21 protein-coding genes are annotated in these 24,686 nt (G+C 34.3%); 9 read left to right on the top strand and 12 right to left on the bottom strand.

The annotated features are described in order from the left end of the window. Positions 1–13: 13 nt before the first annotated feature. From EQG63_RS10695 to EQG63_RS10665, 7 genes are all read right to left on the bottom strand, one after another. Complete coding sequence (locus tag EQG63_RS10695) at positions 14–457, bottom strand: hypothetical protein (RefSeq protein ID WP_129436370.1); 444 nt, start codon at positions 455–457, stop codon at positions 14–16. Between the two features lie 15 nt (positions 458–472). Then, entirely contained in the window at positions 473–1,072 is a 600-nt protein-coding gene (locus EQG63_RS10690; RefSeq protein ID WP_129436369.1) for a GNAT family N-acetyltransferase, read from the bottom strand. A gap of 63 nt (positions 1,073–1,135) precedes the next feature. After that, complete coding sequence (locus EQG63_RS10685; protein ID WP_129436368.1) at positions 1,136–1,492, bottom strand: hypothetical protein; 357 nt, start codon at positions 1,490–1,492, stop codon at positions 1,136–1,138. A 100-nt stretch (positions 1,493–1,592) separates the two neighbouring features. Beyond that, on the bottom strand, positions 1,593–2,771 hold the full coding sequence (locus EQG63_RS10680; RefSeq protein ID WP_129436367.1) for an AIR synthase related protein: 1,179 nt from the start codon (positions 2,769–2,771) through the stop codon (positions 1,593–1,595). A gap of 91 nt (positions 2,772–2,862) precedes the next feature. Then, entirely contained in the window at positions 2,863–3,693 is an 831-nt protein-coding gene (locus EQG63_RS10675) for an OmpA family protein (RefSeq protein ID WP_164974501.1), read from the bottom strand. A 9-nt stretch (positions 3,694–3,702) separates the two neighbouring features. Further along, positions 3,703–4,584 carry an OmpA family protein gene (locus EQG63_RS10670; RefSeq protein WP_129436365.1) on the bottom strand — a complete coding sequence of 294 codons (882 nt, stop codon included), beginning with the start codon at positions 4,582–4,584 and terminating at the stop codon, positions 3,703–3,705. A 69-nt stretch (positions 4,585–4,653) separates the two neighbouring features. Then, complete coding sequence (locus EQG63_RS10665; protein WP_129436364.1) at positions 4,654–6,843, bottom strand: glutamine synthetase III family protein; 2,190 nt, start codon at positions 6,841–6,843, stop codon at positions 4,654–4,656. A 186-nt stretch (positions 6,844–7,029) separates the two neighbouring features. Between EQG63_RS10665 and EQG63_RS10660 the strand changes: the two genes are divergently transcribed. Continuing rightward, the gene (locus tag EQG63_RS10660; RefSeq protein WP_129436363.1) at positions 7,030–7,983 is read left to right on the top strand and encodes a TerC family protein; all 954 of its coding nucleotides are present in this window, start codon (positions 7,030–7,032) and stop codon (positions 7,981–7,983) included. A 73-nt stretch (positions 7,984–8,056) separates the two neighbouring features. Here the strand turns inward: EQG63_RS10660 and EQG63_RS10655 are convergent, their stop codons facing one another. Continuing rightward, complete coding sequence (locus EQG63_RS10655; protein ID WP_129436362.1) at positions 8,057–11,485, bottom strand: methylmalonyl-CoA mutase family protein; 3,429 nt, start codon at positions 11,483–11,485, stop codon at positions 8,057–8,059. Positions 11,486–11,739: 254 nt separating this feature from the next. Between EQG63_RS10655 and EQG63_RS10650 the strand changes: the two genes are divergently transcribed. After that, the gene (locus tag EQG63_RS10650; protein WP_129436361.1) at positions 11,740–12,468 is read left to right on the top strand and encodes a DUF4197 domain-containing protein; all 729 of its coding nucleotides are present in this window, start codon (positions 11,740–11,742) and stop codon (positions 12,466–12,468) included. 4 nt (positions 12,469–12,472) lie between these two features. After that, a complete protein-coding gene (locus EQG63_RS10645; RefSeq protein ID WP_129436360.1) occupies positions 12,473–13,183 on the top strand; it encodes a DUF4197 domain-containing protein in 711 nt (236 codons plus the stop codon). A 148-nt stretch (positions 13,184–13,331) separates the two neighbouring features. Here EQG63_RS10645 and EQG63_RS10640 read toward each other — a convergent pair whose 3' ends face one another. From EQG63_RS10640 to prfA, 4 genes are all read right to left on the bottom strand, one after another. Further along, positions 13,332–14,117: an alpha/beta fold hydrolase gene (locus EQG63_RS10640; RefSeq protein ID WP_129436359.1), complete on the bottom strand. Its 786-nt coding sequence runs from the start codon at positions 14,115–14,117 to the stop codon at positions 13,332–13,334. A gap of 28 nt (positions 14,118–14,145) precedes the next feature. Next, the gene (locus EQG63_RS10635; protein WP_129436358.1) at positions 14,146–15,003 is read right to left on the bottom strand and encodes an ABC transporter substrate-binding protein; all 858 of its coding nucleotides are present in this window, start codon (positions 15,001–15,003) and stop codon (positions 14,146–14,148) included. Positions 15,004–15,065: 62 nt separating this feature from the next. Then, on the bottom strand, positions 15,066–15,881 hold the full coding sequence (gene pyrF, locus EQG63_RS10630; RefSeq protein WP_129436357.1) for an orotidine-5'-phosphate decarboxylase: 816 nt from the start codon (positions 15,879–15,881) through the stop codon (positions 15,066–15,068). Between the two features lie 90 nt (positions 15,882–15,971). Then, on the bottom strand, positions 15,972–17,045 hold the full coding sequence (gene prfA, locus EQG63_RS10625) for a peptide chain release factor 1 (RefSeq protein WP_129436356.1): 1,074 nt from the start codon (positions 17,043–17,045) through the stop codon (positions 15,972–15,974). A gap of 107 nt (positions 17,046–17,152) precedes the next feature. Here prfA and EQG63_RS10620 point away from each other — a divergent pair, with 107 nt between their 5' ends. From EQG63_RS10620 to EQG63_RS10595, 6 genes are all read left to right on the top strand, one after another. Then, the gene (locus EQG63_RS10620) at positions 17,153–17,629 is read left to right on the top strand and encodes a DUF6265 family protein (protein ID WP_129436355.1); all 477 of its coding nucleotides are present in this window, start codon (positions 17,153–17,155) and stop codon (positions 17,627–17,629) included. Between the two features lie 185 nt (positions 17,630–17,814). Next, positions 17,815–19,062 carry a DUF4856 domain-containing protein gene (locus tag EQG63_RS10615; RefSeq protein WP_129436354.1) on the top strand — a complete coding sequence of 416 codons (1,248 nt, stop codon included), beginning with the start codon at positions 17,815–17,817 and terminating at the stop codon, positions 19,060–19,062. A 77-nt stretch (positions 19,063–19,139) separates the two neighbouring features. Further along, positions 19,140–20,258 carry an imelysin family protein gene (locus EQG63_RS10610; protein WP_129436353.1) on the top strand — a complete coding sequence of 373 codons (1,119 nt, stop codon included), beginning with the start codon at positions 19,140–19,142 and terminating at the stop codon, positions 20,256–20,258. Between the two features lie 7 nt (positions 20,259–20,265). Beyond that, positions 20,266–21,633, top strand: coding sequence for an HTTM domain-containing protein (locus EQG63_RS10605; protein ID WP_129436352.1), 1,368 nt, complete (start codon positions 20,266–20,268; stop codon positions 21,631–21,633). After that, complete coding sequence (locus EQG63_RS10600; RefSeq protein ID WP_394343569.1) at positions 21,572–24,049, top strand: TonB-dependent receptor domain-containing protein; 2,478 nt, start codon at positions 21,572–21,574, stop codon at positions 24,047–24,049. The genes EQG63_RS10605 and EQG63_RS10600 overlap by 62 nt, the downstream gene beginning before the upstream one ends. Positions 24,050–24,099: 50 nt before the next feature. Continuing rightward, entirely contained in the window at positions 24,100–24,651 is a 552-nt protein-coding gene (locus tag EQG63_RS10595) for a PepSY-associated TM helix domain-containing protein (RefSeq protein WP_129436351.1), read from the top strand. Positions 24,652–24,686: the final 35 nt, after the last annotated feature.

Genomic DNA, 24,686 nt, shown 5'->3' with positions numbered 1-24,686 from the left:
TCTTTTGTGAGACTTATTTCCCTTTAAATTTCCAATCAAACTCATCTTCTTTATCGTTAAAAACGGCTCCTAATTCGAAACGAATAATTTCATCGTACTCTACTTGAAAAATCATCCAATTGCTTTCGTTAAAATAATTATCGACCGAATCGAAACTTTCAATTTCTAGGGCTTTAAAATTTTTGGCTTTTAAAAGTGCTTCTACTTTTGCAATCTGCTTTCCAATTATTTCCTCATTAAACAAAGTCAATTCTGGATTGGAAGAAATAATGTACCCCAAACGCAAATCTTCATCTTCATAAAACGTCAAGCGTAACTTCTTCTCATTATACAAATAAATGATGTTATCGTCTTCGTCTTTAAATTGTTTGCTAGGCTTACCGTATAAAGCAACCACATCGTTTTGCTTCATACCGAAAACGAGCTGATCTATTCCTATTTTGGGATTGATTATCATAATCGTGTTTTTAACTTATAATTTTTGCTTCAAATTCTCTTTTACTTCATCAAACCATTCGTCGCGCAAAATACTCAATACAATGCTGTCGCGTCTTGTACCGTCAAGTTTGAGCATATTCTTTCGCAACACACCATCTACTTTACAGCCGATACTTTTCATGGCAGATTTGCTCCGTTCGTTCGTATTATCGGCACGAAACTCCACACGTTCCATTCCCATTTTTTCGAAGGCAAATTCTAACAATAAATATTTACAGTGCTTGTTAAGACCAGTTCCGTGAAATTGTGATCCGTACCAAGTGTATCCCAATTGTAATGTTTTATTTTGCAACTGCATATCATAAAAACGAGTACTTCCGGCATATTCATTAGTGCGTTTGTCATACACCACAAAAGCATACTCTATCAACTTTTCTCTTTGGTCTAAAGCAATTTGGACATACTTCTTAAAATTCTCTTCACCAATGGCAGCAATGGAAGAAAATTTCCATATTTCTGGTTGGTGTAAAGAATAGGTAAGCAAACTTGGAATATGTGATTGCTCTAATGGTTCTAAACGAACTATTTCGGATTCGAGAATATAATTTTCTGAAAATTGAAATTGAAAACTCATTTTGAAGTAGCATTAATTTAACTTGTTCTCAATAGAGTTTACTCTATCAATTGAACTGACGTTTTATTCCGCCATTTCATCATAACGTTGCGGTACTTGTGGATCGTATAACGGACACTTGAATTCTTCCATTATTTCACACAATTTATTCATGGTTTTCCCTTCGGTACCATAGCAATTGATTTGAATACTTTGTGGAGTAGTGATAATATGAAAAGCACCAACTCCTTCGTTATTTTTAAAACTGTATTCGTCTACTTTTTCCCATTTGGAAAAAACGGAAGTAATTCGGTTCAAAATCACCTGAACAGGCAATTCTTCCAAACCTTCCACCGATTCGTTATCCAATAATGATTCGTAAACCAAATGATGATTCAAATACACCTCATCGAGGTATTTCCAGAAAAGTAGTTCGTACATAGTTTTATTTTTTAGCCCTGATGGAAGCGACATCCTTTTATAGTTCATTGAGGCACTCGAAATGAACTAGAAAAGATACAGCGAACAGCAGGATTAGCTTCTAATATTCAAAAATACCGTATTCCGATTGGATGGTCAACTTTTTAGTAGCACTAGCTTCCACTCTACCCACGATTTGCGCATCGACCCCAAAAGATTGAGATATTTCGATGATATTATTTGCAATTTCGGCAGGAACATAAATTTCCATACGGTGTCCACAATTGAATACTTGATACATTTCTTTCCAATCGGTTCCAGATTGCTCCTGAATTAATTTAAACAAAGGTGGCACTGGAAATAAATTATCTTTGATCACGTGAACATTGTCTACGAAATGTAAGACTTTCGTCTGTGCTCCACCACTACAATGCACCATCCCGTGAATGTCGTTTGGTGTATATTTTTCTAGTATTTTCTTAATAATTGGCGCATATGTTCTCGTTGGCGAAAGCACTAATTTACCTGCATCGATAGGAGAATTTTCTACTTTGTCCGTCAATTTTACATTACCAGAATACACTAATTCGGAAGGAACCGAAGCATCGAAACTTTCTGGGTATTTGTTGGCTAGGTATTTAGCAAAAACATCATGACGTGCCGATGTTAATCCGTTACTTCCCATTCCGCCGTTATATGAGTTCTCGTATTTGGCCTGACCGAAAGACGTTAAACCTACAATCACATCACCAGCTTGAATATTGGCATTATCGACCACATCGGCACGTTTCATACGAGCGGTTACTGTTGAATCTACGATTAAAGTTCGTACTAAATCCCCTACATCGGCAGTTTCTCCACCGGTAGAATGGATGGTGACACCAAAAGATTTTAATTCTTCAATTAATTCTTCTGTTCCGTTTATAATTGCTGAAATGACTTCACCGGGAACTAAGTTCTTGTTTCGACCAATGGTGGAAGACAACATAATATTATCGGTTGCACCAACACATAACAAATCATCAATATTCATGATTAAAGCGTCTTGTGCGATGCCTTTCCAAACAGATAAATCCCCGGTTTCTTTCCAATACATATAGGCTAATGACGATTTAGTACCCGCACCATCGGCGTGCATGATTAAGCAATAATCATCATCATTGGTTAAATAATCGGGAACAATTTTGCAAAAAGCTTTCGGGAATAATCCTTTATCAATGTTTTTGATAGCGTTGTGTACATCTTCTTTTGAAGCAGAAACACCGCGCATGGCATAGCGTTTTGAAGTATCAGAACTCATAAAAGTAGTTAGTGTTGTTGTGCGGCAAAGATAGCAAGAAGTTAGCCCTTCGACAAGCTCAGGGTAAAAAAGTTTAAAGTTTTTTGCTTATTTAATTTGCTACAATTTCAATTTCAACACGACGATTGGCCAAGCGCTCTTTTTCATTCTTTTCTGGAATTTCGAATATTGGTTTTGTACTTCCGAAGCCTTTATACGATAAACGATAGAAATGAATCTGTTTTTCTAATAAAAAAGCTTTAACGGCAATGGCACGTTGCGAAGATAATTTACTATTTGTGGCTTCGACATTGCAACAAATATGCCCGTTGATTCTAATGTTTAGTTTCGGATTTTTGCGCATTATCTCGTACAACTCGTTCAGAATTGGTCGTGATTTCTCGATGATTTTGTCGGTATCCAATTGAAAGTAAATATTTTCAATAGTGATGATATCTCCTATTTTAGCTTTTGCGAATTTTGATGCCAAAGTAGCTCTTTCTCTTTCGATTTTTGCAGTGATGTCACCCATTGTAGGAATTTCTTCATTTCCAACATTATTGACAGGCAATTTTAGTAACTCATAAAACAAAGTCACTTTACGATTCTCTTCCTGAATTAATGAACGTTTGAAATCTTTTCCGAACGGAATTAGCTCGATACTTTTACTAATTTGAATTTTATTCTCGGTCAACGTTTTTAAAGTCGATTGAATTCGTTTTAAAGCCAATTCTTTGTTATAGGAATTATCGTCGACACTATCACAATACCCATAAATTTTGAGGACTTGTGCATGGTCGTTTTCGGTAATCCATTTTTGCAATTCAAGTGCCGATTTTTCATTTGGAATATCCTTATTGAAATCGAAAAAAATATCAAATTTTTCTTGAGAAAATACAAGGGTTGAAAAACACAAACTTAAAAAGGTAAATAAAAACTTCATCTTCATAATTTAATTGGATATGACTTCAATTTCAACACGACGATTGGCAGCACGCTCAATTTCTGACTTTTCCGGGATTGGAAATAAGGGAACCGTACTTCCGAAGCCTTTAAAATTCATTCGTGTGGGGTCTATTTTCTTTTGTTCTAAAAACATTTTAACCGCTTTGGCTCTTTGTGTCGATAAATTTTGTCTATCATTTTGAACACAACAAACATGCCCTTGAATACTTATTTTAAGGTTCGGATTTTGTTGCATTACCAATAACAATTCATATAATTTTCCACGAGAATCGGCAGTTACAGCAAATGTATTTAAGACAAAGTTAAGGTTATCAATTTTTAATTTTTCTCCTGTTTTGGCCTCATTTAGCGATTTCATAAAAGCAACATCCAATTTATATTCCATTTGCGAACCATCAAAATTAGTCACAATAATAGATTCAGGAAAAACAATTGGTTTAGGTTGCACAACTTCTTTATTTTTCAAACCGATTATTTCCGCTTCACGGGCTAAGTCTTTTTCTTTTAAAAAATAGATGATGACTTTTCTATTTTCGGCTTTAATTTTTGATTGGGTATGATTTTCACCAAAGCTTAACTTTTTAAAATCCTCTCGTATTTTAATTTTATCCTTCACCAATTTAAATACCGATTCGACCCGTTTTTTGGCTAAAGTATCATTAAATTGATTGGTTCCGTCTTCGTCAGTATAACCGCTAATCGCAAGGATTTTACTTTGTTTATTTTCTAAAATCCATTTCTCAAGTCCAACGCTTTCAGAAACAGGTAATGTGTGTTTATTACTTTGAAAATAAACTTCATACTGTTCTTGTGCTTTTGACACCATAACATTTCCGAAAAGCAATACTATTAAAAGCAAATTCTTCATACTACGAAAATACATAAAAAAACCGTGCCAAGAAAATGACACGGTTATCTGATTATTTGCTATTGATTATTATTTCGTAAATAACAATTCTCTGTATTTGGTTAAGGTCCAAATTTCGTCATCTACTAAAAGTTCTAATTTATCACAATGTTCACGAATGATTTCAAAATAAGGTTTTACTTTGTCGCAATAAGCGCTAGCCATTTTTTCGGTTGACGATAAATTATTGGCTTTTTTACGCTCTTCAATCATTTCATCCACATTGTGGTTAATCCCTTCAATATGTTCTGAAATTTCTTTGATCAAACCAATTTGTTCTTTGGCGATTTTTTCGAAATCTTTTCCGAAAATTTCTTTCAATCCTTTTACATTTTCAATCAATACATTTTGATAACGAATCGCAGTTGGGATCACGTGATTACGAGCGATATCACCTAACACACGTCCTTCAATTTGAATTTTCTTCGTGTATTCTTCCAATTCGATTTCGTAACGCGCTTCTACCTCAACATGATTCATTACGTTCATTTCTCCAAACAACTCGATTGCTTTTTTAGAAACTTTCGCTTTTAAAGCTTGCGGTGTTGTTTTATGATTGCTTAATCCACGTTTCTTCGCTTCTTTTTCCCATGCATCGCTATAACCATCTCCTTCGAAAAGAATGTTTTTAGTTACTTTGATATATTCTCTCAAAACATTAAAGATTGCTTCGTCTTTCTTCAATCCTTTTTTATCGATTAAAGCATCTACTTCTACTTTAAAATCTTTCAATTGTTTTGCTACAATCGTATTTAAAGTCGCCATAGAAACGGCACAGTTGGCAGAAGAACCTACGGCTCTAAATTCGAATTTATTTCCAGTAAATGCAAATGGAGACGTTCTGTTTCTATCGGTATTGTCTAATAAAACGTCTGGAATTTTACCTACAACGTTTAATTTTAAATCGGTTTTTTCTTCTGGAGAAAGTTTCCCCTTAGTTACACCTTCTAATTCTTCTAATACTTTAGTCAATTGTTGACCAATAAATACCGAAATAATTGCCGGTGGCGCTTCATTTGCTCCTAAACGGTGATCATTACTTGCTGATGCAATTCCAGCTCTTAACAATTCTTCATAATCATGAACCGCTTTAATCGTATTGATAAAGAACGTTAAGAATTGTAAATTACTCATAGGTGTTTTACCTGGAGCCAATAAATTAATTCCAGTATCTGTTGCCAATGACCAGTTGTTGTGTTTTCCTGAACCGTTTACTCCTTTGAAAGGTTTTTCGTGGAATAATACTTTAAAATCATGGCGTTCTGCAACTTTTTGCATTACATCCATTAATAATGAATTGTGGTCAACCGCTAAATTCGTTTCTTCGAAAATAGGAGCCAACTCAAACTGATTCGGTGCAACTTCGTTATGACGTGTTTTTACCGGAATTCCTAACAGCATACATTCGTTTTCTAAATCTCGCATGTATTGTAATACACGTGTTGGAATTGAACCAAAATAATGATCGTCTAATTGTTGTCCTTTAGAAGAAGTATGTCCTAACAATGTTCTTCCTGTGGCTAAAATATCAGGTCTTGATGAAGCCAAAGCGCTATCAACCAAGAAATATTCTTGTTCCCAACCTAAAGTTGGCGTAATTTTTTTAACGTTTTTGTCAAAATACTTCGCTACATCCGTCGCTGCTGTATCGATAGCGTGTAAAGCTCTTAACAAAGGAGTCTTATTATCTAAAGCTTCACCTGTGTATGAAATAAAAACAGTAGGAATACACAAAGTAGTTCCATAAATGAAAGCTGGAGATGTTGGATCCCAAGCCGTATATCCACGTGCTTCAAACGTATTACGAATTCCTCCATTTGGAAAAGAAGAAGCATCAGGTTCTTGTTGTACTAATTGACTTCCACCAAATTTTTCTACTGGATCACTTCCATCAAAAGAAGTTTCGAAGAAAGCATCGTGTTTTTCTGCAGTAGTTCCAGTTAATGGTTGAAACCAGTGTGTATAATGCGTAACATTTTTTGTCAACGCCCACTCTTTCATTCCCATAGCGATATAATCGGCTAACTTTCGATCAATTTTTGTTCCGTGCTGGATGGCACTTTGAACCGCTTTATAGGCTTCTGACGTTAAAAACTGACGCATTGCTTTGTCGTTAAAAACGTTTGAACCAAAAATAATCGACTTTTTGTCTAATTCTTCTACAAAAACAGGTTTTCTGTTGGTAGCATTTTGCAAAGCTTGAAATCGTAATGTTGCCATAAAAATTACATAATTTTAGTTATACCCCTAATAATTTGATGCAAATATAATAAAAAATCATTTTTAAAAGCATTTACCCCTATAAAAATAACATTATATGCATAAAATTTTACTTTTTGTAAAAACGCGTGTAAAATTGAGTATTCCAAAATCAAGCACTATATTTGTCAGAACAAAATTTAAATTATGATTGTTTGGATATTATTTTTTGCAATGGTTTTAGTAATCCTTGCATTAGATTTGGGTGTATTTAATAAAACTCCTCATATTATAAGTACAAAAGAAGCCAGTAAATGGACTGCCATTTGGGTTTCGTTGTCTATGGCATTTTCAGGAGTCATCTATTGGTTATACGGTACCGATTATATTTCAAATCCAACCCACTTAACCCAAACGGGCGCTGCTTTAAAATTTATTACAGGTTATCTTATCGAATTATCCCTAAGTATTGACAATATCTTTGTCATTGCTGTCATCTTTGCTTCTTTCAAGATTCCACAGAAATACCAACACCGTGTTTTGTTTTGGGGAATATTAGGAGCCATTGTGTTTAGAGGACTCATGATATCCTTTGGCGTAATCATTATTAATAAATTCACTTGGACAACCTACTTATTTGGCGCTTTCCTTCTATTTACGGCAATTAAAATGCTATTTAGTGGAGATGATGAAGATTTCGAACCCAAAGATTCTTTCGTATATAAAACTTTAGGCAAAATAATGCCTATCACTTCGGAAACAGACAAAGAGAAATTTTTTATTCCGACATCCAAAGGAAAAGCCGCTACTCCATTATTTGTTGCTCTTATCGTTATAGAGGTAATGGATGTATTGTTTGCAGTGGATAGCGTTCCTGCTATTTTGGCTATTACTTCCGATCCGTTTTTGGTTTTTAGTTCTAACATTTTTGCCATATTAGGATTGCGTTCTATGTATTTCTTTTTAGCTAATATGCTGGAAAAATTCAGTTATTTGGAATATAGTTTGATTGCTATTTTGAGTTTTGTAGGGATTAAAATGTTAGCGCACGATTATATTGAAATTCCAGAATGGGCTTCGTTAACTTTTATTGCGGTTGCCTTATTAGTTGGAATATTAGTCTCGCTTCGATTAGGTGGAGAAGAAGATTTAGAAGAGTAAAAAATCACTTATAAATAAAAAAGCAGTCTAAAATTTAGACTGCTTTTTATATTTTCAGATAAACTTATTTTTTTTACATGTTCCTTCTGTATTGCCCACCAACCTCAAACAAGGCTGCTGTTATTTGACCTAATGAGCACACTTTCGTAGCATCCATTAAATGTTCAAATATATTTTCGTTTTTGATAGCCGCTTCTTGAAGAATATTTAGATGTTCTTCTACTTTATGTTTATTGGCTTCGTGCAAATGATTAAGCATTTCAATTTGATATGCTTTTTCTTCTTCGGTAGCACGAATTACTTCTGCAGGAATAACCGTTGGAGAACCTTTAGAACTCAAGAACGTATTTACTCCAATAATTGGGAATTCACCAGTATGCTTCAGTGTTTCATAGTACAAACTTTCCTCTTGAATTTTTGAACGCTGGTACATTGTTTCCATCGCACCAAGCACTCCACCTCTTTCGGTAATTCTATCAAATTCAGCTAAAACAGCATCTTCTACTAAGTCAGTTAATTCTTCAATAATGAACGAACCTTGAATTGGGTTTTCATTTTTCGCTAATCCTAATTCTTTATTGATGATCAACTGAATTGCCATGGCACGACGCACTGATTCTTCCGTTGGAGTAGTAATCGCTTCATCATACGCATTGGTATGTAACGAATTACAGTTATCATAAATCGCATACAACGCTTGTAATGTCGTACGGATATCATTAAAATCAATTTCTTGTGCGTGTAACGAACGTCCAGAAGTTTGAATGTGATATTTCAACATTTGCGCTCTTTCGTTCGCTCCGTATTTATTCTTTAAAGCTTTTGCCCAAATTTTACGTGCCACCCGACCAATTACTGCATATTCCGGATCAATACCATTCGAGAAGAAGAACGATAAGTTTGGACCAAAATCATTGATATTCATTCCACGACTTAAGTAATATTCTACGTAAGTAAATCCGTTGGCTAATGTAAAGGCTAATTGTGTAATTGGGTTCGCTCCCGCTTCTGCGATGTGATATCCAGAAATCGAAACCGAATAAAAGTTACGAACGTTTTCTTTGATGAAATATTCTTGAACGTCACCCATTAAACGCAATGCAAATTCTGTAGAGAAAATACACGTATTTTGCGCCTGGTCTTCTTTTAAAATATCCGCTTGAACCGTTCCACGAACTTGTGCAAGGGTTTTAATCTTAATATCGTTATATACATCAGCCGGCAACACTTGATCTCCAGTAACCCCTAAAAGCATTAACCCTAATCCGTTATTTCCTTCTGGTAAATCTCCTTGATAAGAAGGACGCTCTACTCCTTTTTTCTTGTAGATTTCGTTGATTTTTTCTTCAACCTCAACTTCTAATCCGTTTTCTTTGATGTACTTTTCACAGTTTTGATCAATAGCGGCATTCATAAAGAAACCAAGCAACATAGGTGCTGGACCATTGATTGTCATGGAAACCGAAGTCATTGGGTGACTCAAATCGAATCCAGAATATAATTTTTTGGCATCATCCAAACAACAGATAGAAACTCCGGCATTACCAATTTTTCCATAAATATCTGGACGAATGTGCGGGTCATTTCCATATAAAGTTACACTATCAAAAGCAGTCGATAAACGTTTGGCTGGCAAACCAGCACTTACATAATGGAAACGTTTGTTGGTTCTTTCAGGACCACCTTCACCGGCAAACATACGAGATGGATCTTCTCCTTCACGTTTAAATGGATACAATCCCGAAGCAAATGGAAATTCACCAGGAACATTTTCCTGTAAGTTCCATTTTAAGATATCCCCCCAAGCTTGGTATTTTGGTAAGGCAACTTTCGGAATTTGAGTATGTGACAAACTCTCTGTATGCGTAGCAATTTTTATTTCTTTATCTCTTACTTTAAATGAGTAAATTGGATTCTTATATTTATTTACTTTTTCATCCCATGTTAAAATGATTTCCCAATTGTAAGGATCTAAATTCATTTTTACTCGGTCGAATTCTTTCACTAAAAGATTTAAGAATTCATTTCTTTCTTCATCTTTCGATTTTAAAATCGTTTCATCAATTCCGGCTTTGGTAAGTGTAGGAACATTCCCTGTAACTGTTTCAATCGTTTTAAAAATTCCGTATAATTTTTGTGCCACTTCCACTTGAGAAAGTGCCGTTTCATCATATTTACGATTATTTTCAGCAATTTCAGACAAATAACGTGTTCTGTGTGGTGGAATCACGAAGATTTTCTCACTCATTTCACGGGTGATTTCAAAAGTCGAATGCAAATCGATTCCCGTTTTCTCCACGATTTTATCCATGATTGATTTGTACAAGGTATTCATTCCTGGATCATTAAACTGCGAAGCAATGGTTCCGAAAACCGGCATTTTATCAGGATCAACGTCCCAAAGATTATGGTTACGTTGGAATTGTTTTTTCACATCGCGAATCGCATCTAAAGCGCCACGTTTGTCGAATTTATTCAAGGCTACTAAATCGGCAAAATCCAACATATCAATTTTTTCCAATTGTGTTGCAGCACCAAATTCAGGTGTCATCACATATAACGAAACATCTGAGTGGTCCATAATTTCAGTATCAGACTGACCAATTCCTGAAGTTTCCAACACAATTAAATCGTATTTAGCTGCTTTCAGTACTTCAATCGCTTCCTGAACATATTTTGATAAGGCCAAATTCGATTGACGAGTCGCCAACGAACGCATATAAACCCGAGGATTATTAATCGCATTCATACGAATTCTATCTCCTAGAAGCGCACCTCCTGTTTTACGTTTAGAAGGATCGACAGAAATTAACCCTATTGTTTTTTCAGGGAAATCAATTAAGAAACGACGCACCAATTCATCTACCAATGAAGATTTACCTGCACCACCTGTACCTGTAATTCCAAGTACTGGTGTTTTAGAATCTTTGTTGATTTTAGCAATTTTTTCTAAAGCGGGTTTTGCTACTTCAGGAAAATTTTCTGCTGAAGAAATCACACGTGCAATGGCAGTGGGATTTTTATCTTCCAAATGATCGACTTCGCCATTCAATACATTTCCAACAGGGAAGTCAGAACGTTTTACCAAATCATTAATCATTCCTTGTAAACCTAATTCACGTCCGTCGTCTGGAGCATAAATTCTTTCAATCCCGTATTCGTGCAATTCTGAAATTTCAGAAGGCAAGATTACACCGCCACCTCCACCAAAAATTTTGATATGCCCTGCTCCTTTTTCATTTAGCAAGTCATACATATATTTAAAATATTCGTTGTGACCACCTTGGTACGATGTCATCGCAATCGCATTCGCATCTTCTTGAATAGCTGTATTTACAACTTCTTCTACACTTCTGTCGTGACCTAAGTGAATCACTTCAACTCCGGTAGCCTGGATGATTCGACGCATAATATTAATGGCGGCATCATGTCCGTCAAAAAGCGAAGCAGCTGTTACAATTCTAACTTTATTTTTTGGGGTATAAGGTATTTGTGGTTCCATTATAGGGATTTGATAGATTTTTGAAGTGCAAATTTACAAATTATTTTATAGCTAATCTTTAAAAGTTAAAAGTTTCAAAAGTAAGAGAAAAGTTCTTTTTTAGCCCCGATAACAGCAAGTATCCTTTTATTTCGTTTGGTAAACGGAATAAAAGATACTGCGAATAGCGGGACAAAGTTTCAAAGAAAATCATAACTTTATGCTTCTAATAAAAATTGGCGCTATTTTTGTATTAGCTGATGAAAACAATATCTATGAAAAAAATTCTTTTCCTTTTATTTTTAGTTCCGCTAGTTTCCCATGCGCAATTGAACGACTTACTTAAGAAAGCTAGTGAAAAAGTAGTTACGGTTACCAACTCCAAAACGTCTACTGGACTAGATATTGGAGCCGCGTTGAAGGAAGCTTTGAATAAAGGCGTTACCCAACAAGTATCAAAACTAACCGCTGTTGATGGTTTTTATAAAAATGAAGCGGTTAAAATTTTAATGCCAGAAGAATTACAAAAAGTAGACAAAACGTTACGAAAAATAGGATTATCGAGTTTGGCGGATGATGGTATAAGAGCCTTAAATCGTGCTGCCGAAGACGCTGTCAAAACCTCAACCCCAATATTTGTGGACGCAATTAAAGGGATTTCCTTTACCGATGCCAAAACTATTTTGATGGGGAAAGAAAATTCAGCATCGGTATATTTACAATCAGCCACTACAAAACCTCTTTATGCTAAATTTAGTCCAGTAGTCCAAGAATCAATCGGCAAAGTAGGTGCTGATGTCATTTGGACCAATATCATCACGAGATACAACAGTATTCCATTGGTTACTAAAGTAAATCCTGACATTACGGATTATGTGACCAATAAAGCATTAGATGGCGTATTTAAAATGATTACAGTGGAAGAAAAAAACATTAGAACCAATTTCAGTGCTAGAACCTCTGATTTATTAAAAAAAGTATTTGCCTTACAAGATAAAAAATAAGAATATGAAAAAAGTTATTGTGCTACTATTAATTGGTGGAAGTTTTTCAAGTTGCGCCGAATTACAACAAGTTGCCACACAATTACCAACTATTTTAGCGGAAGGTAATGTAGATATTGCCGGAGGATTGAAAGAAGCCTTAAATAACGGAATTAGTAAACAAGTAACCAAACTTACGGCTACCGATGGTTTTTACAAAAATCAAATGGTGAAAATTTTACTTCCGGAAGAATTGAAAAAAGTAGATTCAGGATTGCGTAAAATTGGTTTGGGAAGTTTGGCAGACGAAGGCTTAAAAGCGATGAATAGAACTGCCGAGGATGCGGTAAAAACAGCTACTCCTATATTTGTAGATGCGGTTAAAGGAATGACCTTTACCGATGCTAGAAACATTTTAATGGGGAATGAAAGTGCCGCAACTACTTATTTGCAAAATACTACTTCTACGGCATTATACGGGAAATTTAATCCGGTCATTAAAAATTCATTTTCGAAAGTGGGCGCCGATAAAGTTTGGACGAATATCATCACCAAATACAACAGCATTCCTTTTGTTCAAAAAGTGAACCCAGATTTAACCGATTATGTGACCAATCAAGCCATGAATGGCGTCTTTAAAATGGTGGCTGTGGAGGAAAAAAGCATTAGAACGAACCTTGCTTCACGAACGTCTGAATTGTTAAAAAGAGTATTTGCATTGCAGGATAAAAAATAGTTAAAATTTTCATAATCAAACAGATAATAACATTATATTAACGTTCGAATTCAAAAATAATGACGTACTTTGTATTAGAAATTCATAGAATTTTGTTTGGTTTGGTTAGTTTACGGAAAAGTCAGTGCCTTGGTACTGGCTTTTCTTTTTAAAATTGGCGAAGAAAGGCCAAAGCTTTATCATTAAAAACCGAAGCTTGCTCCACATTCACCACATGTCCGCATTTTTCAACCACATGTAATTTAGCAGTTTTATAATGGGCTTCCACCACTTTTCTCACGGAAGGTAAAAACATATAATCCTCTTCTCCCATAATATAAAGTGTTGGGATATTGACTTCCACTTGGCGAAACCATTTTAACACCGGATTAATTTCGGCCGTTAATTTGAACCATTTAATAAACTCTTTTTGGTAGAGTTTTTTCGCTTCGTTGATGAATAATAATCGGGATTGCTTGTGATTTTTGTTGGGCATAATCACAAACGCAAAAAAGCGATACAAAACCAGATACGGCAAAACATATTTGAAGATATTTCCCAAACGCATTAAAATTTGCGAACGAAAATTCATTTTTAAAATGGCACCTCCCATAATCATACTTTTAACACGATCAGGGTGGGTTTCAGCTAACTGACGAATCACAATGGTCCCTAGTGAAATTCCAACAAAATGAGAGGATTGAATTTTAAGGTGATCGATCACTTCAACAATATCGTGTGCAATCGATTTAAAGGTATATTTTTTTTGAAAAGGATTTTTAAACGTGGTTTGTTTTGACTCCCCATGGCCACGTAAATCCAATAACAATACATTAAAATGCTTCTGAAAATCCCGAATTTGCTTGAACCAAATCGACGAACTGCCACCAGCACCATGGACAAAAGTCACCCATTGGTTACTCGATTCATTTTTATAAATGGTGTAGTTGATCACGTGATTAATTTTGACAAATATACTTTTTTTAATGCGAATGCAAATGAGGTTCGCCTAATCGGTCTTGAAGTTTTTTAAAATAATCGAAGGCTTTTACCAAGCGACTGCCGTACCAAGAAAACATTTCACCATCGACAAAAATTGTGGTGGCGTGATGCGTATGTCTGCCCAATTCGAAAGCATGCTCGTCTTTAAATGGAAAGGGTTCGGAAGAAAGAAAAATTACATCGGGATCGCCTTGAATACGCATTTTTTGGACCACAACTTCAGGATATCTTCCTTCGTATTTAGCTACGCTCTGTTCGGCTTCGCCTCGAGTTGGATTATTGTCATAAATATTTTCGAATTTATTCAACTTCAACAATTCATTAATAAAAGTATTTCCACCCGCTACCATATAAGGATTTGCCCAAATAAAATATGCCACTTTTCGTGGTGCTTTATCGGTAATAAACTTTTGAAAATCCTGATGAGCAAAATTAATTTTATCCAACCATTTCATGGCCTCGGTGCGTTTGTTGAAAAGCTGTCCGAAATCTTGAATCATTTTATTGTTGTCTTCAATCGTATAAATATCGGTGACCCAAACCGGGCAGATTTCTTTCAAAGAATCGACAATTTCTTGAGTATTTTCTTCTTTATTACAAATTATTATATCAGGTTGAAGCGCTTTAATTTTATCCAACTTCACTTGTTTGGTACCGCCAACAATCGTTTTGGTCGATTTCAAATGAAACGGATGCACACAAAATTTCGTAATTCCTACAATAGCATCTTCCAATCCCAAATCATATAATAATTCGGTTTGGGAAGGTACCAATGAAACAATTCTTTTGGGAGTGGTTTCAAAAGTATGTTGAGTTCCTAATTGATCTGTAAAATTCATTTATTTTGTTTTTGAACCATATGAGTCATATATGTAGAAAAACTCATATGCACTTATATGGCTTAAATGGTTAATATTTTTTCCATTTCTAACTGTAATTTCTCTGCCTCTTCTCTTGCTTTTTGAGCAAAATCTTCTCCGTTAGACGCATAAATAATCGCACGAGACGAATTGATAAGAAGTCCGACGTTGGCATTCATTCCGTATTTACACACTTCTTGCAAACTTCCGCCTTGCGCTCCTACTCCAGGTACTAACAAGAAACTATCGGGAACTATCTTACGAATTTCGGTAAAATATTCTGCCTTTGTAGCACCTACCACGTACATCAGGTTCTCAGAATTTTTCCACGTTTTGGAAGTTTCTAGAACTTGTTTGTACAATTCCTTACCATTAGTCTCTAATGTTTGAAAATCGAAAGCTCCTTCGTTGGAAGTTAGTGCCAACATAATGGTGTGTTTGTCTTCAAATGCTAAAAAAGGTTCTACTGAATCTTTCCCCATATAAGGCGCCACGGTCACCGAATCGAATTGTAAATCTTCAAAAAAAGCTTTAGCATACATGGAAGACGTATTACCAATATCACCACGTTTCGCATCAGCAATAGTGAATTGCCCGGGATAATTGGTATTAAGATATTGTATGGTTTTCTGCAGCGATTGCCATCCTTTAATTCCGTAAGCTTCATAAAAAGCAATATTCGGTTTATAGGAAACACATAAATCGTGCGTAGCATCAATAATGGCTTTATTGAATTCGAAAATAGGATCTTCAGAATTCAGTAAATGCTTTGGTATTTTATTTACATCGACATCCAATCCGATGCACAAAAATGATTTTTTAAGTTGAATTTGTTGGAGTAGTTGTTGTGTTGTCATTGTTGTTTATTTAACCGCAAAGTTCGCAAAGTTTTTCGCAAAGTCCGCTATACATATAAAAAAAAGCCTCAATAAATGAGGCTTGTATTTTTAGAAAACTTCCGATTCCTTTAGTTTTTCCATGTTATTAACCAACTGAAGTTCTTCCACGAATTTTTGAATTTTTCCGTTCATTACTCCATCCATATCAAAAACATCCAAACCAATTCGGTGATCGGTTACACGACCTTGCGAATAATTGTAGGTTCTAATTTTTGCCGAACGGTCACCAGAACTTACTTGAGATGAACGTTTAGTAGCATCTTCCGCTTGTTTGATTGCTAATTCTTTTTCGTACAAACGAGAACGCAATACTTCCATTGCTTTATCTTTGTTCTTATGCTGCGATTTTTGATCCTGACATTGTGCTACCAATCCTGTTGGAATGTGCGTTAAACGTACAGCCGATTTAGTAGTATTTACCGATTGTCCTCCAGGCCCTGACGAACAGAAGAAATCGACACGAACGTCATTCATATCAATTTGAACGTCAAATTCCTCCGCTTCCGGCAATACCATTACAGTTGCTGCTGAAGTATGCACACGTCCCTGCGTTTCCGTTTGAGGCACACGTTGTACACGGTGAACCCCTGCTTCAAATTTTAGAGTACCGTAAACATCTTCACCCGTTACTTCAAAAATGACCTCTTTGAAACCACCTGAAGTACCTTCACTTACATCTACAACAGATGTTCTCCAGCCACGTGCTTCACAATATTTAGTGTACATTCTGAATAAATCTCCGGCAAAGATTGATGCCTCATCACCTCCAGTACCAGCTCGGATTTCCACCATTACGTTTTTAGCATCTTCTGGATCTTTAGGGATCAACATGTATTTGATTTCCTCTTCCAATTCCGGAATTCTTGCTTTTGCTTCGTCCATTTGCATTTTGGCCATTTCCACCATTTCGGCATCCGAACCATCTGCAATTATTTCTTGCGCTTCTTTAATATTTCCGTCAAGATTTAGATATTCTTCACGTTTTTCAACAAGTGCGTTTAAATCCTTGTATTCTTTATTTAATTGTACATAACGCTTTTGATCGGCGATAACATCAGGCTGAATAATCAAGTCTGAAATTTCGTCGAAACGTTGTTTTACAAATTGCAATCTATCTAACATAGTCGTATACTATTTTTTGAGAGTGCAAAAATACAATTTTTTTGTTGTAAGTTTCAAGTTAAAATTTTCAAGTTTTTTTGCTATATTTATATTTCTTAATTCTTTCTATGAAAAATTATATTTTGCTATTTGCTTCGCTGCTTTTGTTTTCTTGTGGTGAGAAAAAAGAAGCCAAAAAATTCCCTTTAATTGAAAAAGCCAATTGGTTTTTAGGAGAATGGGAAAACCAGTCGAAAATGGGTGATTTTACCGAAAATTGGGAAAAACTCTCTGATTCTACCTTTATGGGTATCAGTATCGTTAAGCAAGGTAAAGACACTGTTTTTCACGAAAATGTTGTGTTGGAGCAGAAAAATGATAGTCTTTTTTACAATGTAGCCATTAAAGGAAATACAGAAGAAGTTACTTCCTTTTATTTGACTTCGTTTACCGACAAACAATTGGTTTTTGAAAATCCGAAGCATGATTATCCGACTAAAATTATCTATAATTTAATAAGCCCGGATAGTATTTCGGCTTCCATTCATGGAAAAGTAAAAGGCGTCGAACAATCAGAAACCTATCCGATGCAAAAGAAAAAATAAGAACTACTCCGAAATATCTATACTTAAATCCAGTACCTACTGGATTTTTTTTATTTGCAATCCCTCTAGAATCAAACAGTTTATAAATTTTATTTAAAATTAGTCTAAATAAGTTTTGTAAATTAAAAAGTCGTTTTTATATTTGCAGCAACAAATAATTTTTATTCAATCTAAATAAAGTTCTAATGAAATTAAAAAGCTTATTCTTATCAAGTTTACCAATTTTGGTAATCACAATAACATCATGTTCAAATGATGACGAAACGCCACTTATTATTCCTACTCCAAAAGTTTTTAACTACACAGTGCCTGAAACTTATACTTTTGAAAGAGAAAGTGCAACTACTGTTGATCACTCCGGACAAACTTACCGTCTAATTATGTTGGATGAAATGGGGGCTTATATCAGAAATGCAGGAGTTAATGGTACAGTAGCTGATGACGCTTATTTATCAGACATGTTTACTAACACAAACAATCGTTTCGCTGGTGCTGGATTGAACACTTCTGGAAAACAATTGAAAGACAAAACTGCTGCATCTAAAGATTATTTCTCATTGTACTATGGTGGTGGTACCACATTAGAACAAACAAATGTTCGTATTTTTTTTGAATCAACTTTTGATGATGCTGAAGCTGCAAGTCAAGGAGCTGCTGCTTCTCCTGGAGTAGCTGGTGTTTATCTTGATGGTTCAAGCAAGCGTTTATATGCTGCTAATGGATTAGAGCCTCAACAAGTTTTCTTAAAAGGAATGATGGGTGCATGTTTAATGGATCAAATCGTTAATAATTATTTAAGCAAACACAAATTAGACGAAGGAAGTAACAGAACAAACAATACCAAAAAAGTTTTAGAAGTTGGTAAACCATATACTGCAATGGAACATGCATGGGATGAAGCTTATGGATATATTTATGGTAATGACAACTTAACTGTAACTCCAAATACATTCAAATACTGGAGTAGTTATATCAATCAAGTTAATGCTGATTCAGATTTTAATACTTTAAAAAATGACATCAACTTAGCGTTCCGTAAAGGTAGAGCTGCAATTGTAGCTAATGATTATGAAACTCGTAACAAACAAATCAACATCATCAAAGCAAAATTAGCTATGGTTCCTGCTGTTAGAGCGGTATTCTACCTTCAAGAAGGAAAAACAAAATTAGCTCAAGGAGATGGAGGAATTAAAGCGTTCCACGCTTTGTCTGAAGCATATGGTTTCATTATGTCATTACGTTACACAAACAAACCAGGAACTGATAATCCATATTTTTCAAAATCAGAAGTGGATTCAATGTTAGCTTCGATGATTAGTGGTCCAAACGGATTATGGGATATTGATCAAATCGGACCAAAATTAGATGCTATTTCTAATCAAATTGCAACAAAATTCGGTTTCACTGTAGCGCAAGCAGCAACGGTAAACTAATAATAACAAAAAAACGACAAAGCAGTAGAAGTTAAGTTCTACTGCTTTTTGTACTTTTGCAAAAAATTTTTAACATTATGAGAAAGATACTTTTTATTTTTTCTGTTATAACTCTTATTTTAAGTTGTTCTTCAAATGATAGTGATAATAACAACATTATTGGAAATAATTATGACAAAACAGCGCTTTTGAAAGACTGGGCTGATAACATCATCATTCCAAGTTATACAAATTACCAAACAAAAGTACAAGTCCTAGTAACAGATGTTAATGCTTTTACTTCTACACCAAATGAAACAAATCTTCAAACAGTTAGAAATTCATGGTTTGAAGCATACAAAGCTTATCAATACGTTTCTTTATTTAATGTTGGTAAGTCTGCTACCATTAATTTCAAAGAATGCACCAATATTTATCCAATAAACACTACTGGAATTGAATCAAATATATCTTCTGGGACTTACGATTTCACCTTATTATCACAATATGATAGACAAGGATTTCCTGCCGTTGATTACTTAATTAATGGATTGGACGCTAGTGATGCTAATATTGTTGGATTTTACACATCGAATCCAAATGCAACTAAATACAAACAATATTTAACGGCTCTGGCAAATCGTTTAAAAACTAATGCGGATTTAATCGTAGCTGATTGGAACGGTGGTTACAGAAGTACGTTTATTAGTAATAACGGAAATTCAATTACAGGGTCTGTGAGTAAAACAATAAACAATTTTGTTCAGTGTTATGAAAAAGACATTCGTTATGCAAAAGTTGGTATTCCTGCAGGGTTGTTTTCAAGCGGTACATTATATCCAGAAAAAGTAGAAGGTTATTACAAAAATAACATTTCGAAAGAATTATTAAACACCGCTTTACAAGCTTCACAAGATTTTTTTAACGGAAAGCATTTTAATAGTACGGCTACAGGAAAAAGTTTAAAATCTTATTTGAATTTCGTTAATGCGGTTAGAGACAATCAAAAATTAAGTGATATTGTTAATGCCCAATACACAACAATTTACAACACAAACAATAATTTAAATAATAGCTTTACAACACAAGTTAATTCTGATAATACAAAAATGATTGAAAGTTATCAGGCCATACAAAAAAATGTTGTTTATTTTAAATTAGACATGATGCAAGCTTTAAACATCACTATTGATTATGTAGATAACGATGGTGATTAAAAATCATATGAATTTTAATATACAAAATTATTTAAATACCAATACTCAAGCCTCAACGCTAGCTTTCTTTAGGCTAGCGTTTGGTTTAATGATGGTTTTTAGTATCATTCGATTTGCATCTTTTGGTTGGATTGATCAGTTTTATATTCAGCCTGTATTTCATTTTACTTATTATGGATTTGAATGGGTTAAAACTTTAGGAAAATTTACTTATGTTTTATTTGCCATTTGTGGAATTTCTGCTTTATTTGTTGCCTTAGGTTATAAATACAAAATAGCCATTATCACTTTCTTCCTTAGCTTTACCTATATAGAGCTAATGGATAAAACAACCTATCTCAATCATTATTATTTCATTTCAGTGGTAAGTTTTGTGCTTATCTTTTTACCTGCAAATGCTACTTTTTCTATTGATGCTTTTAGAAATTCAAAAAATGCCTTTGAAGAAATTCCTCGCTGGACGACAGATATTCTAAAGCTCTTGTTGGGAATTGTATATTTTTATGCTGGTTTGGCCAAAATAAACTCGGATTGGATTCTTGAAGCAATGCCGCTTAAAATCTGGCTTCCCAATAATTCCAATTTACCTTTGATTGGTACTTATTTCAATGAAAGTTGGGTACATTATGCTTTTAGTTGGTCGGGAATGATTTACGACCTTGCCATTCCTTTTTTATTACTATACAAAAGAACACGCAACCTAGCTTTTATTCTAGTTGTAGTGTTTCATTTAATGACTAAGATTTTATTTCCAATAGGTATATTTCCGTATGTGATGATTGTGAGTACTTTGCTTTTTTTCGACGCGAGTTTTCATACCAAATGCCTAAAGTTTATATTTAAAATATTTGGAGTAGCGACAACTGTATTTGAGAATGGAAAACAAAAAGTGCAACAATACAATAATATAAACAAGGTAAAATTATCCTTCTTATTTTGTTTTATTATTTTTCAACTGGCCTTCCCATTTCGATACTTAGCTTATCCAGATGAATTATTTTGGACAGAAGAAGGCTACCGATTTTCATGGCGTGTAATGCTAATGGAAAAAGCAGGTTATACACAATTCACAGTTACAGATAACCTAACAAAAAAAACAATTCACATAAACAATCGTCAATTCTTAACTTCATTTCAGGAAAAGCAAATGTCATTTCAACCTGATTTCATTTTAGAATATGCCCACTTTTTAGCCGATTATCACAAACAACTAGGAATGTTTAATCCAGAAGTCAGAGTAGAAAGCTACGTAGCCATTAATGGTAGATTAAGTAAATTATATATAGACCCAAAAATAAATTTAGCCCAAGAAAATGAAAGTTTTAGTCACAAAAATTGGATATTACCCTTCAACGATGAAATTAAAGGATTTTAAATATCTTTTTTTCTTATTTGTAATTTTTAATAGTTACGCTCAAAATAAAGTTTCAGGTATTATTACCTCAGAAAACAACGTACCTTTAACTGCTGTCGAAATATACATCAAGAGTTCTGGTGCCAAGTTTGTATCTAATTCCAAAGGAGAATTTACAATAACTACAGAAAATTCCGAGGAATTAGAACTGGTTTTTCATAAAGATCAATATGCTATCCTTGAAAAAAAGGTAACAGCTTCAAGCGAAAATCTTACAGTGGTTTTAGAAAAAATAGTTAACCTTACAGAGGTTACAGTTAGTAAACAAAAGGAAAAGTTATTTGCCATCAATAAGCTAAAAGACATTGATGAAACTGCTATTTATGCCGGTAAGAAAACCGAAGTTGTTGCAATAGACAAATTAACAGCAAACAAAGCTACTAATAATGCACGTCAAATTTTTGCGCAAGTAACAGGACTTACCATTAATGAAAGTTCGGATGGTGGACTTCAACTAAGTATCGGTGGACGTGGATTAGACCCTAACAGAACTTCAAATTTTAATACACGTCAAAATGGGTATGACATTAGCGCTGACGTATTAGGTTACCCTGAAAGCTATTATGCCACACCAACAGAATCTTTAGAAGAAATACAAGTTGTTAGAGGTGCTGCTTCTTTACAATATGGAACACAATTTGGCGGTTTAGTAAATTTTAAAACGAAAACACCAAGTTCTAAAATAATGGAATTCCAAACTAGAACTACCGTTGGATCCTATAGTCTGTTTACCAATTTTACATCATTAAGCGGTACGAAAAACAAATTCAGTTATTATACTTTTTACAATTACAAGCAAGGAGATGGATTTAGACCTAACTCTGAATTTAACAGTAAAAATTATTTTGGAAATTTTAATTACAAATTGAACGATAATACTTCGTTACATTTCGATTATACCCATTTCAATTATTTAGCGCACCAGGCTGGTGGACTTACCGATGTAATGTTTACTGAAGATCCATTACAAAGCAACAGAACCAGAAACTGGTTTGCTGTAAACTGGAATCTATTTGCGTTACGTTTAAAACATAAATTTAATCCAACTACCGATTTTTCATTGCAATTATTTGGTTTAGATGCGAGTAGAAAAGCGGTTGGATTTCGTTCTAACAGAGTTGCAGACACTGATCCTGTGGGAGGTCAAAGAGACTTAATTATTGGAGAGTTTGTGAATTGGGGAGCTGAATCTCGAATTTTAAAACGTTATAAAATTAAAAATCAAACCAGTGCCTTATTGCTAGGAGCAAAATATTATCAGTCAAAAAATACAGGAATTCAAGGTCCTGGAAGTTCAGGTTCTGATGCAAATTTCAACATTGCAACAAACGAATTTCCATTCTATCAAAACCAATCCAATTATTCTTATCCTAATTTAAATCTATCAGTTTTTGGAGAAAACATATTCAAAATCACATCCAATTTTTCAGTTACTCCAGGTTTCAGATTTGAAAAAATAAAAACACAGGCTAATGGATGGTACCGCAAAATTAATCTTGATTTTTCTGGGAATGTAATCCTTGATGAAACCAAAAATGAAAACAACGTTAAAGATCGAAACTTTTTCTTATTTGGAGTTGGCTTGAGCTATAAACCGCAAAATAAAATAGAAATTTACGGAAATGTTTCTCAAAATTATCGTTCGGTGACATTTAATGACATTCGTACTGTTAGTCCAAGTCAGGTAATCGCTGAAAACATAACGGACGAAAAAGGTTATACCTCCGATATTGGAATTAGAGGCCAAATTGGAAGTAAAATAACATTTGACACTAGTATTTATGGACTTTATTATGATGACAAAATTGGTGAATATGAAACAGAAAACCCTAATGGTTCGGCAGCAGTTGTTAGATTAAGAGACAATATAGGAACAGCCTTAACCTATGGTTTTGAAACGATGTTTGATTGGAGTTTGAACAAGACTTTTTTTGAAAATAATGATAACTTAATCTGGAATTTATTTTCAAATATTGCAGTTACAAATTCTGAATATTTAAAATCAAATGCACCAAATATTGAAGGAAATAAAGTTGAATTTGTGCCACTATACAATATCAAAACTGGGACAGGTTTTGGCTATAAAAACTTCATGTCAAGTATACAATTTACTTATGTTTCGTCTCAGTTTACTGAAGCAAAAAATAGTAGGACGGATTTAAAAGACAACACATACGGTATTTTTGGACAAATTCCGGATTACTATGTAGCCGATTTTTCATCATCGTATAAATTGGGAAAATGGAAATTAGAAGTTGGTGTGACGAATCTTACAAATAACAGTTATTTTACAAGAAGAGCTACCGGCTATCCTGGCCCAGGAATCATTCCTTCTGATGCGAGATCATTTTATACAACGCTTGAATTTGTTTTTTAGAAAAAAAACAATCATAGAATATTCTAATAACTGAATTATTTATACTAAAAATGAACAAACAAACATTTAGAGGCTTACACCGTGATTTAGGCTATTTTTATATCGGATTAATTGTATCCTTTGCTTTTTCGGGGATTTTAATGAATCATAGAGATATTTTTCATGCCGAAAAATACACAGTAGAAACCAAAGAAATTTCGGTTACTGTACCACAAGAAGAAGAAAAAATAACTGAAAAATTTGCAGAAGATTTTGGAAAACAATTGGGCATTGATGATAAATTTCGCCGTCACAAAGTGAAAGATGGTGAGTTTAAAATTTCTTTCGAAAAGCACGATGTTGAAATTGACATGAAAACCGGAAAAGGTGAAATTGTATCCTTCCAAAAAACACCTATCGTTAGCCAAATGATGAAGCTACACAAAAATACTTCTAATTGGTGGATTTACTATTCGGATATTTTTGGATTGTCTTTAATCTTTATTGCGATAACTGGAACGATTATGATACCTGCTGGTAAATTTAGTTTTAAACGTAGAGGTTGGAAACTGGCATTTGCCGGAATTTTGTTTCCCCTTCTCTTTTTGATATTCTTAGCTTAAAAAAAATCCCGCTTTATGCGGGATTTTTTTTTTAG

The organism is Flavobacterium amnicola, from assembly GCF_004122165.1.
GTDB classification, from domain to species: Bacteria; Bacteroidota; Bacteroidia; order Flavobacteriales; family Flavobacteriaceae; genus Flavobacterium; species Flavobacterium amnicola.
This window is presented reverse-complemented; position numbering and strand designations above follow the sequence as displayed.

Excerpts from the sequence above, each read along its gene's own strand:
- EQG63_RS10695 (WP_129436370.1), bottom strand. The coding sequence starts at position 457 with ATGATAATCAATCCCAAAATAGGAATAGATCAGCTCGTTTTCGGTATG.
- EQG63_RS10690 (WP_129436369.1), bottom strand. The coding sequence starts at position 1,072 with ATGAGTTTTCAATTTCAATTTTCAGAAAATTATATTCTCGAATCCGAA.
- EQG63_RS10685 (WP_129436368.1), bottom strand. The coding sequence starts at position 1,492 with ATGTACGAACTACTTTTCTGGAAATACCTCGATGAGGTGTATTTGAAT.
- EQG63_RS10680 (WP_129436367.1), bottom strand. The coding sequence starts at position 2,771 with ATGAGTTCTGATACTTCAAAACGCTATGCCATGCGCGGTGTTTCTGCT.
- EQG63_RS10675 (WP_164974501.1), bottom strand. The coding sequence starts at position 3,693 with ATGAAGTTTTTATTTACCTTTTTAAGTTTGTGTTTTTCAACCCTTGTA.
- EQG63_RS10670 (WP_129436365.1), bottom strand. The coding sequence starts at position 4,584 with ATGAAGAATTTGCTTTTAATAGTATTGCTTTTCGGAAATGTTATGGTG.
- EQG63_RS10665 (WP_129436364.1), bottom strand. The coding sequence starts at position 6,843 with ATGGCAACATTACGATTTCAAGCTTTGCAAAATGCTACCAACAGAAAA.
- EQG63_RS10660 (WP_129436363.1), top strand. The coding sequence starts at position 7,030 with ATGATTGTTTGGATATTATTTTTTGCAATGGTTTTAGTAATCCTTGCA.
- EQG63_RS10655 (WP_129436362.1), bottom strand. The coding sequence starts at position 11,485 with ATGGAACCACAAATACCTTATACCCCAAAAAATAAAGTTAGAATTGTA.
- EQG63_RS10650 (WP_129436361.1), top strand. The coding sequence starts at position 11,740 with ATGAAAAAAATTCTTTTCCTTTTATTTTTAGTTCCGCTAGTTTCCCAT.
- EQG63_RS10645 (WP_129436360.1), top strand. The coding sequence starts at position 12,473 with ATGAAAAAAGTTATTGTGCTACTATTAATTGGTGGAAGTTTTTCAAGT.
- EQG63_RS10635 (WP_129436358.1), bottom strand. The coding sequence starts at position 15,003 with ATGAATTTTACAGATCAATTAGGAACTCAACATACTTTTGAAACCACT.
- pyrF (WP_129436357.1), bottom strand. The coding sequence starts at position 15,881 with ATGACAACACAACAACTACTCCAACAAATTCAACTTAAAAAATCATTT.
- prfA (WP_129436356.1), bottom strand. The coding sequence starts at position 17,045 with ATGTTAGATAGATTGCAATTTGTAAAACAACGTTTCGACGAAATTTCA.
- EQG63_RS10620 (WP_129436355.1), top strand. The coding sequence starts at position 17,153 with ATGAAAAATTATATTTTGCTATTTGCTTCGCTGCTTTTGTTTTCTTGT.
- EQG63_RS10615 (WP_129436354.1), top strand. The coding sequence starts at position 17,815 with ATGAAATTAAAAAGCTTATTCTTATCAAGTTTACCAATTTTGGTAATC.
- EQG63_RS10610 (WP_129436353.1), top strand. The coding sequence starts at position 19,140 with ATGAGAAAGATACTTTTTATTTTTTCTGTTATAACTCTTATTTTAAGT.
- EQG63_RS10605 (WP_129436352.1), top strand. The coding sequence starts at position 20,266 with ATGAATTTTAATATACAAAATTATTTAAATACCAATACTCAAGCCTCA.
- EQG63_RS10600 (WP_394343569.1), top strand. The coding sequence starts at position 21,572 with ATGAAAGTTTTAGTCACAAAAATTGGATATTACCCTTCAACGATGAAA.
- EQG63_RS10595 (WP_129436351.1), top strand. The coding sequence starts at position 24,100 with ATGAACAAACAAACATTTAGAGGCTTACACCGTGATTTAGGCTATTTT.